The following is a 12,792-nucleotide window of genomic DNA, read 5'->3' on the forward strand; positions in this document are numbered from 1 at the left end:
AATATGCTTAATATAATGCGCCAACGAACTACTTACTCCGTTCTTCGATCTTGGTTTTTAATTTAAGACCTGGTTTAAAAGTCACCACACGTCTTGCTACGACAGGAATAGCCTGTCCTGTTTTTGGATTTCTTCCCGGACGTTGGGGTTTATCACGCAAGGTAAAATTGCCAAACCCCGACAACTTAACATGCTTACCATTCTCTAAAGAATGCTTTAATGTTTCAAAAAACTGCTCTACCATGTCTCTGGCGTCCGACTTACCGAGACCCAATTCATTACATAAAGTTTCTGCAATCATTGCTTTACTTAGTGCATTCACGATTAGTCCCTCAATATTATGGCAAATTTTTCATTTAGTGCTTTGAGTATAGCACTGATTATTGTATTGATCTCTGTATCGACCATAGTTCGTTTATCATCCTGCAAAGTCAATGCAATAGCCAGACTTTTTTTGCCTTCAGGGATAGATTCACCCATATATACATCAAACACATCAAATGACTTAAGGTAATTCGCCTCAACAACTTCACGCACGGCACCCTCAATTTGTGCGGCAGTAATTTCATTGTCCACCAGCAAAGAAAGATCTCTGCGTATTTGTGGGAATTTTGATATTTGTTGATACCGAGATGTGGTTTCGCTGATTAATGGATTTAAGCGCAGTTCAAACATAACAACATCATCGTGAATATCAAGAGCGTCTGCAATACGTGGGTGTAAGACCCCACACCAGCCTGTTTCTTGATTAGCAATTATAATTTTTGCTGATTTACCAGGATGTAACGCAGCGTGTTGAGCTGCTGTAAAGCTAACATCCTCTATTTGTAACAAGGCAAAGAGAGCTTCAAGATCACCTTTTAAATCATAAAAATCAAATTTTCCTGACTTTTCACCCCAATTTAATGTTCCATATTCACCAGTGAGCAATCCAGCAATGCAAGGATGCTCATGCAACTCCCCATCTTTAAGCTCAAAAATAACCCCTGACTCAAAAAACTTAATGGCTGTTTGTTGGCGGTGAATATTATAAATCATTGAAGCTAATAAACCCGGCCACATTCCAACACGCATCTGTGACAATTCAGAAGAGATAGGATTGAGCAATTGCATGGCAGCTTGTTGTGGATAAAGCGCTTCCTGTAATTCAGGATCGACAAAGCTATAACTAATTGTTTCGTGATATCCACGGGAAATAAATAATTGAGCAACTCGTGCTCCTAGTAATTCGGTCGGGTTTATGCGACCTGCTTGCACTGCAGCAATCATTTTACTGCCTGGTAGTTGATCATAACCATTTAGACGAGCAATTTCTTCCACCAAATCAACATCAAGACTGATATCAAACCGATGTGATGGAATTTTAACTTTCCAGGGGGTTGTGCTTTTATCGATTTGCATGCCTAAGCGTTCAAGCATGCCAATCATTGTCGCATCGTCAATTGTCAAACCCGTCACTTGTGTAACTCTGGAAGGATTAAATAAAACGGTGTTTTGTGCAGGTAACGCTTCTGATTTAGAGGCAGAGCATACAGGCCCTGCAATCCCCCCCACAATATCAAGCAATAACGCAGTTGCTCTCTCTAAAGCAATAGATTGCAATTGCGGATCAACCCCGCGCTCAAAACGCTGAGACGAGTCAGTGCATAGGCCATAACTTCTTGCGACCCCTGCAATCGTTAATGGACTGAAGAACGCACTCTCAAGAAAAACTGCGGTAGTTTGCTCTTGAACAGCACTATGTTCCCCACCCATAACGCCTGCCATTGCTAGCGGTTGCTGATTATCGGCAATAACTAACACTCGCTCATGTAAGTCGACCTCCTGACCATCAAGCAGAGTTAAGGTTTCTTTTGCCTTGGCCATTCGAACAATAATGTCTCCTTGCAACGCATTTAAATCGAAAGCATGCATAGGCTGGCCCAGTTCAAGCATGACATAATTCGTCACATCAACAACAGGATGTATAGGACGAACGCCTGCACGGCGCAAACGCTCAATCATCCATACCGGTGTAATCGCTTCGGGATTAATATCACGAATCACCCGGCCATAATATTGTGGACATGCTTCAGGAGCTTGCAATTTAATAGAGCGCTGTTCATCAGACGCAGGTTGTACAACTTCATTTGGCATTGTTTTAAGGGGTGTTTGAGTAATTGCCGCAACCTCTCGGGCAACCCCTAATACGCTAAAACAATCTGCACGATTAGGTGTTAAATCAATATCAAAGACCCAATCATTTAAATTAAGATAAGTTCTTATATCCATCCCAACGGGCGCATTGTCATCTAGCTCCATTATGCCATCCGATTGCTCGGTTAAACCCAACTCGGTTGTTGAGCACAGCATACCTTGTGATAATTCGCCTTTAAGCATGGATTCTTTGATTGTTAAATCACCAGGTAAATGCGCTCCGATTTGCGCCAATGCAACTTTTAACCCTGGGCGCACATTAGAGGCACCACAGACGACTTTTAATGGCTGACCAGTGCCAGTATTCACTTCGCACAAGGTTAATTTATCGGCTTGTGGATGTGGCTTTGTGCTTGTTACTTGCCCTACGATAACATTATTAAATTTACCTGCAACGGGATTTACTGCGTCGACCTCTAAACCTGCCATGGTCAAGAGTGCTGCCAATTGCTGCTCGTCTAAAGAGGGGTTGACCCATTCACGTAACCATAATTCACTAACTTTCATTGTAAATACCCGTCTAATATCAAAAGACAATTACCATAGGAGCGCATTTCTTGCCGTCATGGTGACGTTCCACACCATGATCCATTTAGCTGTATGGCAAATCTATTAAAACTGTTTTAAAAAGGTTACATCATTCTCAAACATCATGCGCAAGTCATCAATGCCGAAGTAAAGCATAGCTAGTCTGTCCATTCCCATACCAAAAGCCCAGCCTTGATATTCGTCAGGAGAAATATTAACTGCTTGCAATACATTAGGATGAACCATGCCACATCCTAACACTTCCAACCATCCAGTAAACTTGCATGAACGACACCCTTTGCCAAAACATTGCGTACATTCAATATCCACTTCTGCAGATGGCTCTGTGAAGGGAAAATAAGAAGGTCTAAATCGCAAAGCAAGCTCGCGGCCAAAGAAATAGGCAAAGAAATCTTGTAATAATCCTTTTAAATCAGAAAGAGTAGATTCTTTATCAATTAATAAACCTTCAACCTGATGAAACATTGGAGTATGGGTGACGTCTGAGTCACAACGGTAAACACGTCCAGGTGCAATTAAACGTAATGGGGGGTTGCGATTCTCCATGACTCTAATTTGCACAGGTGAAGTATGGGTTCGCAACAAACGGCCATCGCCGAAATAAAAAGTGTCATGCATTGCTCGAGCAGGATGATGACCTGGGATATTTAACGCTTCAAAATTATAAAATTCGGTTTCGATTTCAGGGCCTGTAACAATATCAAAGCCCAATCGGCTAAAATAATCAGTGATTCGTTGTTTAACTTGGGTAACAGGGTGTAAAGAGCCACTTTTAGCCTGACGTCCAGGCAAGGTTACATCGATGCGTTCAGCATCAAGCTTTTTCTGCAATTGCTCTTCTTTAAGTTGCAGCATTTTCTCTTCAATGAGATTACTTATCTCACGTTTAGCTTGGTTAACTAATTGACCTACCTTGGGCTTCTCCTCAGCAGACAAGTTCGCCAAGCTTTTCAGAATCTCTGTTAGCTGTCCTTTTTTTCCCAAGTAATCTACTCGGATTGCTTCTAAAACAGAAATATCTTTCGCTTGTACAATTGCATCGGCAGCTTGTTGCTGTAATAGGATGATATCTTGCATGATTTAAACCTACATGTAGAAAAGGAGGCTACAGCCTCCTTGTTAGAGCAAAGGACAAACCATAAAAACCTGGATTTTGGTTAATTCAAACTTGTATTAACTTAATTTGCAAGGCTTAAATTATGGTTTGCTAAAGCTCTTAGTTATCACGATACTAACTTACTATGCAAGTGCTGCTTTCGCTTTTTCAGCTATTGCTGCAAACGCTGGCTTATCATACACAGCCATATCCGCTAATACCTTACGATCCAACTCAATCGCAGCTTTTTTCAAGCCAGCAATCAAACGACTATAAGATAATCCGCACTCACGTGCTTGAGCATTGATACGAGTGATCCACAATGCACGGAATTGACGCTTTTTCTGACGACGGTCACGATAAGCGTATTGACCTGCTTTGATAACCGCTTGTTTAGCAACACGGTAGGTGCGACTACGGGCACCGTAATAACCTTTGGCTTGATCTAAAATTTTCTTATGACGTGCTTTAGCCGTCACACCACGTTTAACTCTTGGCATTTCTAATCCTCCCCTTAACTACCGTGCAACATACGTCTAGCTAAACGTGCATCGCATTCTTTCAACGTGCAAGAACCAACACGAAGATGGCGCTTTTGTTTAGTCGATTTTTTGGTGAGGATATGGTTTCTATAAGCACCTCGGCGCTTGACAGAACCACTTGCTGTCTTACGGAAGCGTTTTTGCGCTCCACGATGTGACTTTAATTTAGGCATAACATAGTACTCCGCATTTGTTCTGCTACTAACAATAAATGTAGCTATCTATTGGCCAATGCCAATATTCACAACTACTCAAGGTCTTAGGTCAGTTGCTTATTTTGCCAACGATTAACAGACCTATTTCTTTTTAGGTGCCAACACCATCAATAATTGACGACCCTCACGTTTCGCTTGTTGCTCAACGACACCATATTCAGCTGTGTCTTGCAGCAGACGCTCCATGATTTTCATACCAATTTCTTGATGCGCCATTTCTCGCCCACGAAAACGGAGCGTTACTTTGACCTTGTCACCATGATTTAGGAAACGAATCAGGTTGCGTAGCTTGACCTGATAATCCCCATCTTCCGTCGTTGGACGGAATTTCAGCTCTTTAACTTGAATTTGCTTTTGCTTTTTCTTTGCTTCAGCTTGCTTTTTACTCAATTCAAAGAGAAATTTACCATAATCCATAATGCGGCAAACAGGCGGCTTGGCTGTTGGTGAAATCTCAACAAGATCAAATCCCCCTTCTTCTGCCGCACGCAAAGCTTCTCGCGTTGATACAATTCCCACCTGATTGCCATCGACATCAATTAAGCGTACCTCAGGTACATTGATCTGTTCATTAACTCGCGCGCGATCGCTATCACGCTTATTTGATGCACTAATAGTTCAGTCCTCCAAGTGGTTAAATACCTTTTGCGTTAATTTCGCGTTGTAAGGTATCACAAATTGTATCAATATTCATCACTCCCAGGTCCGCACCTTCTCGTGTACGAACAGATACTGAATTATTTTCGACCTCTTTATCGCCGATAACCAGTAAATAGGGAACTTTTTGCAAAGTATGCTCGCGAATTTTAAAGCCAATTTTTTCATTTCTCAAGTCAAAATTTGCGCGAACACCCTGCTTTTGTAAAATTTGGGTTACTTTTTGGCCAAAATCATGCTGTTTTTCACTAATAGTGAGAACCATTACCTGGACTGGCGATAACCATAATGGGAATTTTCCTGCATAATGCTCGATTAAAATTCCCATAAAACGTTCGAACGATCCTAAAATTGCTCGATGTAACATCACGGGGATTTTTCGACTACCGTCTTCAGCCACATATTGAGCGTCTAATCTCTCTGGCATTGAAAAATCAACTTGAATAGTACCACATTGCCAAATTCGACCAAGACTATCCGACAAGGAGCATTCTATTTTGGGACCGTAGAAAGCCCCCTCACCCGGAGCATCAACCCATTCAATTCCTCTTCCAAGCATAGCATGTTTCAAAGCATTTTCTGCCTTATCCCAAACAGCATCACCGCCAACCCGCTTCTCAGGACGCAGAGCCAGACGATATTTTATTTGTGTAAAACCAAAATCAGCATAAACAGACTGGACCAATTCCAACATCATGGCTACTTCAGATTGAATTTGTTCCTCAGTACAAAAAATATGCGCATCATCTTGAACCATATTGCGTACACGCATTAAGCCGTGTAAAGAACCAGAAGGCTCACAACGGTGACAATTACCAAATTCAGATAACCGCATTGGTAAATCACGGTAGCTTCTTAGTCCTTGATTAAAAATTTGAATATGGCAAGGGCAGTTCATTGGTTTTACTGCATACTCACGATTTTCAGTTTCTGTGACAAACATTTCTTCGCGGAAATTAGCCCAGTGCCCTGATTTTTCCCATAACGCTTTATCAACTAATTGTGGAGTTTTAATTTCCTGATAACCAAAATCAACCAGTCTACTTCGCATATACTGCTCGAGAATTTGATAAATCGTCCAACCTTTTGGATGCCAAAACACCATACCTGGAGCAATTTCCTGGAAGTGGAAAAGATCCAGTGCCTTTCCTAATTTACGGTGATCACGTTTCTCAGCTTCTTCTAAGCGATGTAGATAAGCGGCGAGTGATTTCTTATCAATCCAAGCCGTACCGTAAATACGCTGTAACATTTCATTATTTGAATCACCGCGCCAATAAGCACCCGCTAGCTTGGTTAATTTAAAGGCTTTCAAATGGCCTGTGGACGGAACATGCGGGCCTCGGCAAAGATCTTCAAAGTCTCCTTGTTTATAAAGAGATAGCACCTCACCCTCAGGAATATCAGCAATAATCTTTGCCTTGTATTCTTCTCCCAAACTACGAAAATACGCAATCGCTTCATCCCGAGGCAGTTCTCGACGCGTAACAGGATAATCGGCTTTTGCCAACTCATACATTTTGGCTTCTATTTGTTCCAAATCTTCTGGAGTAAATGAACGAGCAAAGGCAAAATCATAATAAAAACCATCTTCAACGACAGGACCAATTGTCACTTGGGCGCTTGGGAACAGAAGTTTCACAGCCTGGGCTAATAAATGAGCAGTAGAATGACGTATTACTTCAAGACTCTCTGGTTCTTGTTTCTCGGTAATAATAACCAAATCACTGTCACCCTGGATAAGGTAGCCTGTATCAACCAATTTGTTATTAACTTTACCAGCTAAGGCTGCTTTGGCTAATCCTGGACTAATACTTAGAGCAACATCATGAACAGAAACTGGATGTTCAAAATGTTTTACGCTTCCATCAGGCAATTTAATGTTTGGCATGTTATCTCTATCCCTCAGGCAGATAAAATTTATCAATCATAGTTGCAATGGCTATCGATATCTAGCCTTATAATATAGACGTCATTCTGCGACAAAAAAAAACCCTGCTTGGCAGGGTTAATTCTTGGTAGGCACGAGTGGGATCGAACCACCGACCACCACCATGTCAAGGTGGTGCTCTACCACTGAGCTACGTGCCTATTATTCGTTCTTTCAACGAATAGGCGATGATTATATAAAAGCTGCAATTACAAAGCAATGTTTAATTGCTGGATCATTCTAATGATTTTTACTCAAGGAATGGCTTGAATAGAATAAATCTGATCAAGCCATGATCTGCGAGGTTAGACCTACTACGGCAATACCACTTTCTTCCATGCAGGATTCTTGTCTACCCACTGTTCCATCAGAGATAGATTCGAATCACCGTATTAGGTGAAACATGTCTGTGTTTCCTTGATTATTATTACAAATCTTTCTTAAATGTCAACTTTTAATTTCCATTGGAAACTTAAAGTTTCCAAAAGTAATAATTATTTACAGTGATACGATGCCTTTGTTACACTTATAAAAAGTATTTTACAGCTGGCTTCAATGGAAAAGGTTGACTTAACAAAGCAGTTTGCTAATCGACTTCGAGATGCCATGTTGGCGGCAGGCTTTAACTCCCAACGCTCCACATCAGGGGTATGTATTCATAAACTGGCTGAAATTACCGGACATTCCGTGCAAATTTGTCGTAAATATTTACGCGGAGAAACTATTCCCGAGCCTTTAAAGTTAGTAGAAATTGCGTCGAAGCTTCAAGTTTCTCCCGGCTGGCTACTTTTTGGGGACAGTCATGGAGACGCGGGTTTCGTCAGTGAAAAAATTACTATTTCCAAGAATTTATTACACTATATTTTCACTCAGGCGACTAATCTATATAATACTCCCCGCCTGGGAGATGAGGTCGCGGATTTTCTTTTAGATTTAATCAACAACGTTAGCCAGATTAATGCTAATGAAGAACAATCCAAGCAAATCATTGATTTAGCACTCTCTTCTGTTAAGCAGTTTCGTTACTAGCATGGAGCCCCATAAAGTCTACTCATGGAAAAAGATTACATACGAGTCACTCCCCATCCCAAATTTCTTGAATTACTTTTCGCATTTAGAAGTGAATTATTTAGCATTTTTAGAGACGTATTGGGGCTTCATGAAATAAACCATATCGCGATTTCGCGGGTTAGCGAGCAGGGGGAACTCATTACATTTTCCTCAACTCCTGCTTTGGAATTCAATCTATTCAGCAATAGACTGTGGTATTTTGACAAAAGCTATCACCCCACCTGGTTTCGTCAATGTACCCAAAATGAATGGCCAACGCTTTATGTTCCGCGGCGTTATGATGAATTGTACTATTCTAAGCAAATTAAGCATCAATACCCCCTTGGTCTCTCTTTAAGTACCCAATTAAATGATGTTTTTTTTATCTATTCTTTAGCAAGCCACTCCTCTAGCTTAGTAGCAAGAGAGCTATTTACTACCCATGTCGATGATTTTTATAAAATAGGGGAATATTGTAGCGAAAAACTGAGCACATTTTTTGCTAGAGAAACTAAATAGCCTGTACCACTCATTTGAAGAATTAAGGTTTCTTGTCTATCCTTAAACACTAGGCCAAAGGAATAAGGCTAATGGATTAACTCATGGAGGAGAAGCATGGATAAATTAATCACGATTAAACTTGTCCTTGCCATTATTTGCATTAGCTTGACGTTTGTGGCTTTTGCTAACAAAACTCGAACAGCCAGTTGGCAAAATATCTCTGTTAAATTCGCTAAAATTTATGCAAGCCAAACGCCCCATCACATGGTGCCAGTTATGCCGCCACCTAAGATAATTCAGGAATACTATGAGCAAAGTAACAATGAAGGTTTCTAATGGTACTATTTACCTCTCAGGCGAAGTAGATTCAGATAAAGATTTTGAAAATATCGTAACCCTCGCCGAATCTACCGCAGGTGTAACAGCGGTAAATGTGGACAACCTCTTCGTTAAAGATAACCATCAGTCGTTAGCCGACCTCTACTTAACGGCAAAAATTAAAGGCACGCTTATTCGGAAAAATATTCTTGATAAGAATTTTTCTGCTTGGACTATTGATATAAAAACGCAAAACGGACATGTCTATTTAACAGGTCAGGCAGATTCTGTCATTAACAAACAAGCAATTCTGGATACAGTTAAATCAATTACAGAGGTAAAAACAATAGATGACAATCTTTAAGCCAAGGCATCTAACGTTACTTCATTCAGATGCCTTTTACATTCTAAACAACCATAGTTTCTGGGCTGTTATCAGCAAGAGTCGCTTGTGAATGGCTTTGTTGATCAAGAATATGGCAATAATTTTGACGTTTAAGGGGATCTTTTTCCTTGGCGCATAATTCCTGGAAGGTATCCAAGTTTCTGTCGCTGTCCACAGTAGTAGCGAACGATAATAGAGGCATGAAACAACCTATTACTATTGCTAATTTTTTCATTCAAAGACCCTTCTGTTAGTTTGGACTTAAAATCATTTAAAGCAACATATTAAGGCTCACAGTAGTGTGCACTAAAATTTTAAAAATTGAAATACTAAAATGTTTTTTCTTTAAATGATCAATTCAATGCAAGATTAAAATAAATTCCTGATTATCTTGCCTGTCATTTCGGCGTTGGATTATACACAATAATCACTTTTTTCTCAAATTCAACTACTCTGTTGCAAATAAAATCAATGCAGCAATAGCAAAAATCATCCCTAACCCTTGTTTCAAAGTGATCCCTTGTTTTAAGAAAAGCATGCATAGCAGTAGCGTAATTAAAGGATACATGGAGGTAATCAAAACGACGGGCATAGCTGGCCCCTTGCGTAGCGCTGCAATGAAAAAAATACAGGCAATACCATTGGCCAATCCATTTAGAAAGCCGTAGAGAGTTCCTCGTGGAGAAAGTTCGAGCTTAAAATCCAGTAGGAATAAAGCAATAACACCTGAAATCAGAACCCCTAAACTGGAATAAAAAGTAATTGAAAGAGGGTTGATAAAATTCGAAGCCCTTGTCCCCCAATATCCCCAAGCGCCATAAAGGCATAAAGCGGCAAGAGAAGGATAGTACCAAGACGTAAAATTCATGATCTGTCCTCATTATTTCTTGCGACGAAGAGTAAAAAAATCAAAATTCACCATGAATACTGCCTAGGGGTGCACAGCATAACCGGCAGTTTAAAAAAATAAAACCAAGTACAAAGAAAAATTTTTCAATGTCTACAGCTAATTCAATTAACTTATTCATTTAACAGAATTTTTTGTTAGCTTAATTTGCTTAAAAATTTGTCTTGCAATACGTTTTAAAGGTACTTTATTGGTATTTGTTAAAATAATGATGCTTAGATGATTATCAATATGACGAACTATCCAGCTACTATACCCTCTTATAGCCCCATTTTTTGCTGCCACTAACTCATCTGAAGTATAGGAAACTTGCCACCCCAAAGACCAGGCCCAATTCTTATGACCTGCAGGCTGACCATTTTTTAAAAATACCGGACTCCACATTTGACGATAACTCGAAACACTCAAAATTTTACCCGCTGACATCGCCCTGTCCCATTTGGCCATATCACTAATTGTTGAAACAATACCTCCAGAACTCCACATTTGTAACCAGGGTTTCTTATTAGGATTAGGCATAGGCACCTCACCTGCATTAACGCGATAACCAGTAGCCAGTCCGGGTGGAAATAAATTAGCAGGAAAACCTGTATTTCTCATTATAAGAGGAGTAAAAATGGTTTGGTTTAAGTAAATGTCTAGTGACTGTTGACTGACATTTTCAATAACTCTTCCCAACACAATATAGCCGAAGTTATTATATTTCACTGCTGTGCCAGGGGTGAACTCCATAGGTTTATTAGCCATCATAGTCCATATTTGCCCCCAAGGAAGATGTGGCCCTTGATGTTGTGGGATTCCACTGGTATGCGAAAGTAATTGGCGAATCGTGACCGCTTGCCACTGAGGTGGGGCTTTAGGAATATATTTCAGTACTGAATCATCAAGATTAATTTTGCCCTCTTGCACCAAACTCATCAATGCAAATGCTGTCAGTACTTTAGAAATTGAACCAATCGCAAACAGCGTTTTGAGGGTAACTAGTTGTTTTTGTTGAACATCTGCATAACCATAGCCCTTCATCAACAAAGGCTTCCCATCTTTCAATACAGCGATAGCTAATCCAGGAATACCATGCTGTTGCATGTTATTCGCAACAATTGTATCGATTTGTTGTCCAATTGTTAGTGTAGGCGCGCTGCCATATAGCCATTGAGAAAAAAGAAATCCAAAAATGAGAATTAGAGTACTTTTTCTATTCATGTCCTTTTTTATCCTTAAAAATATACAACAACGCTCTAAGAGGTACATCGAATCCTATCTTGAGCAACAGGAAGACACTTAGAACGATTACAAGACAATCCATCTATACTCCAGAGTACAGCAAATTATTTCAATAGGTCGAGACTATGGGAAACAAAAATTCCATACGTCAGGCTAACTCTAACTTAACAAATGCAAGGGAGGCTGTTCGGGAGTTTTATAAAGGTGTTGAGCAGCCAGATATGGAATTAGTCCTTTTCTTCTTATCAGTAGTTATGATCGAAGGCACAATTACGTTCGTTCTATTCAAAAAGCAAATGAGGACGACAGTTTAACTTTTTTCTGTGCCATTGAGAACGGATTGGTTTTGCGAGTCGCTAAGGGTGTTAACCTCGCTTAGATTTTAGTTTGTTTCAGACTGCAATTAGAGAACAGGTGCGAACTCGTACTGCTGAATTGGAAGAGGCATTGCATGAAAATAAAAAAATAACTGGCGCCTTACGCGAGTCTGAAGCAAAATTTCATGGTTTAGTCAGCCAGTCTTTGGTAGGCATCGTCATTGTAGAAAATAATAAATTTAGTTATTCCAATGCTAAATTTAATGAAATATTTGGTTATAGTGCCGAAGAAATTCATCAACTAGGTCCTCTGGGATGTAGCAACAGAAAAGTATTAATTGGGTTGATAATGGATGTAAGCGAGCGTATTCGTGCAGAACGTGAATTGCAGGCTCTACAAGAAAGATTATTTGATCAATCTATCCATGATGCCTTAACAGATCTATACAATCGCCGCTATCTTAGGAAACTCTAGATAAGGAATTAATACTTTCCTACCACAATAATTACCCTATCAGCATTATTATGGGCGATCTTGATCATTTCAAAAAAGTTAATGATCAATTCGGACATCTTGCCGGTGACGAGGTATTGCGGATTTTTGGCAATTTGCTAAAGCAACATGCTTGCCCTAATGATGACTATTGTCATTATGGCGGAGAAGAATTTCTATTAGTTCTACCCAAAGTAGAAAAAAATCTGGCCCTTGAGCGTGCTGAGCAATTACGAAGCGCCCTCTCAGTCGCTCCAATCATTTATGGGGCCTCAGTCCTTTCAGTAACAGCCTCTTTTGGTGTGGCAACCTCACCCTACGACGGACAAACCGGCGATGAATGAATTAATGCCGCTGACAAAGCACTTTATGCAGCGAAAGCTGCGGGTCGAAATCGAGTCAATGTCAGCCC

General features: G+C 40.2%; 16 protein-coding genes and 1 tRNA gene. 6 read left to right on the plus strand and 11 right to left on the minus strand.

The window, feature by feature from the left end:
* Positions 1 to 28 precede the first annotated feature (28 nt).
* The 8 genes from LHA_RS12730 to LHA_RS12760 all read right to left on the minus strand — a co-directional run bounded on the left by LHA_RS12730 (position 29) and on the right by LHA_RS12760 (position 7,346).
* Complete coding sequence (locus LHA_RS12730) at positions 29 to 322, minus strand: integration host factor subunit alpha (protein ID WP_082060349.1); 294 nt, start codon at positions 320 to 322, stop codon at positions 29 to 31.
* A 2-nt stretch (positions 323 to 324) separates the two neighbouring features.
* Positions 325 to 2,703: a phenylalanine--tRNA ligase subunit beta gene (gene pheT, locus LHA_RS12735; RefSeq protein ID WP_045106875.1), complete on the minus strand. Its 2,379-nt coding sequence runs from the start codon at positions 2,701 to 2,703 to the stop codon at positions 325 to 327.
* 105 nt (positions 2,704 to 2,808) lie between these two features.
* On the minus strand, positions 2,809 to 3,822 hold the full coding sequence (pheS, locus tag LHA_RS12740) for a phenylalanine--tRNA ligase subunit alpha (protein ID WP_045106876.1): 1,014 nt from the start codon (positions 3,820 to 3,822) through the stop codon (positions 2,809 to 2,811).
* Between the two features lie 162 nt (positions 3,823 to 3,984).
* The gene (rplT, locus tag LHA_RS12745) at positions 3,985 to 4,341 is read right to left on the minus strand and encodes a 50S ribosomal protein L20 (protein ID WP_045106877.1); all 357 of its coding nucleotides are present in this window, start codon (positions 4,339 to 4,341) and stop codon (positions 3,985 to 3,987) included.
* 14 nt (positions 4,342 to 4,355) lie between these two features.
* Complete coding sequence (rpmI, locus tag LHA_RS16660; RefSeq protein WP_082060350.1) at positions 4,356 to 4,556, minus strand: 50S ribosomal protein L35; 201 nt, start codon at positions 4,554 to 4,556, stop codon at positions 4,356 to 4,358.
* 123 nt (positions 4,557 to 4,679) lie between these two features.
* Positions 4,680 to 5,213 carry a translation initiation factor IF-3 gene (gene infC / locus LHA_RS12750; protein ID WP_045106878.1) on the minus strand — a complete coding sequence of 178 codons (534 nt, stop codon included), beginning with the start codon at positions 5,211 to 5,213 and terminating at the stop codon, positions 4,680 to 4,682.
* 19 nt (positions 5,214 to 5,232) lie between these two features.
* Positions 5,233 to 7,146 (minus strand): threonine--tRNA ligase, encoded by a 1,914-nt coding sequence (gene thrS, locus LHA_RS12755; RefSeq protein ID WP_045106879.1) that lies wholly within the window; start codon positions 7,144 to 7,146, stop codon positions 5,233 to 5,235.
* A 125-nt stretch (positions 7,147 to 7,271) separates the two neighbouring features.
* Positions 7,272 to 7,346: transfer RNA gene (locus LHA_RS12760), tRNA-Val, on the minus strand.
* A 394-nt stretch (positions 7,347 to 7,740) separates the two neighbouring features.
* On the opposite strand from LHA_RS12760, the gene LHA_RS12765 reads away from it, so the two are divergent.
* From LHA_RS12765 to LHA_RS12780, 4 genes are all read left to right on the plus strand, one after another.
* The gene (locus LHA_RS12765; RefSeq protein WP_045106880.1) at positions 7,741 to 8,214 is read left to right on the plus strand and encodes a helix-turn-helix domain-containing protein; all 474 of its coding nucleotides are present in this window, start codon (positions 7,741 to 7,743) and stop codon (positions 8,212 to 8,214) included.
* 24 nt (positions 8,215 to 8,238) lie between these two features.
* On the plus strand, positions 8,239 to 8,754 hold the full coding sequence (locus LHA_RS12770) for a hypothetical protein (RefSeq protein WP_045106881.1): 516 nt from the start codon (positions 8,239 to 8,241) through the stop codon (positions 8,752 to 8,754).
* Between the two features lie 96 nt (positions 8,755 to 8,850).
* Positions 8,851 to 9,072: a hypothetical protein gene (locus tag LHA_RS12775; protein ID WP_045106882.1), complete on the plus strand. Its 222-nt coding sequence runs from the start codon at positions 8,851 to 8,853 to the stop codon at positions 9,070 to 9,072.
* Positions 9,044 to 9,418 carry a BON domain-containing protein gene (locus tag LHA_RS12780; protein ID WP_082060351.1) on the plus strand — a complete coding sequence of 125 codons (375 nt, stop codon included), beginning with the start codon at positions 9,044 to 9,046 and terminating at the stop codon, positions 9,416 to 9,418. The genes LHA_RS12775 and LHA_RS12780 overlap by 29 nt, the downstream gene beginning before the upstream one ends.
* A gap of 43 nt (positions 9,419 to 9,461) precedes the next feature.
* Here LHA_RS12780 and LHA_RS12785 read toward each other — a convergent pair whose 3' ends face one another.
* From LHA_RS12785 to LHA_RS12795, 3 genes are all read right to left on the minus strand, one after another.
* A complete protein-coding gene (locus LHA_RS12785) occupies positions 9,462 to 9,674 on the minus strand; it encodes a hypothetical protein (RefSeq protein ID WP_045106884.1) in 213 nt (70 codons plus the stop codon).
* A gap of 213 nt (positions 9,675 to 9,887) precedes the next feature.
* Positions 9,888 to 10,307 carry an EamA family transporter gene (locus LHA_RS12790; RefSeq protein WP_045106885.1) on the minus strand — a complete coding sequence of 140 codons (420 nt, stop codon included), beginning with the start codon at positions 10,305 to 10,307 and terminating at the stop codon, positions 9,888 to 9,890.
* A gap of 156 nt (positions 10,308 to 10,463) precedes the next feature.
* Positions 10,464 to 11,549 (minus strand): serine hydrolase domain-containing protein, encoded by a 1,086-nt coding sequence (locus LHA_RS12795; RefSeq protein ID WP_045106886.1) that lies wholly within the window; start codon positions 11,547 to 11,549, stop codon positions 10,464 to 10,466.
* A 435-nt stretch (positions 11,550 to 11,984) separates the two neighbouring features.
* Here LHA_RS12795 and LHA_RS12805 point away from each other — a divergent pair, with 435 nt between their 5' ends.
* Together LHA_RS12805 and LHA_RS12810 are read left to right on the plus strand one after the other, a co-directional pair.
* Entirely contained in the window at positions 11,985 to 12,362 is a 378-nt protein-coding gene (locus LHA_RS12805; protein WP_045106888.1) for a PAS domain S-box protein, read from the plus strand.
* A 50-nt stretch (positions 12,363 to 12,412) separates the two neighbouring features.
* Positions 12,413 to 12,724: a GGDEF domain-containing protein gene (locus LHA_RS12810; protein ID WP_045106889.1), complete on the plus strand. Its 312-nt coding sequence runs from the start codon at positions 12,413 to 12,415 to the stop codon at positions 12,722 to 12,724.
* Positions 12,725 to 12,792 lie beyond the last annotated feature (68 nt).

It is taken from the genome of Legionella hackeliae, assembly GCF_000953655.1.
GTDB lineage: Bacteria > Pseudomonadota > Gammaproteobacteria > Legionellales > Legionellaceae > Tatlockia > Tatlockia hackeliae.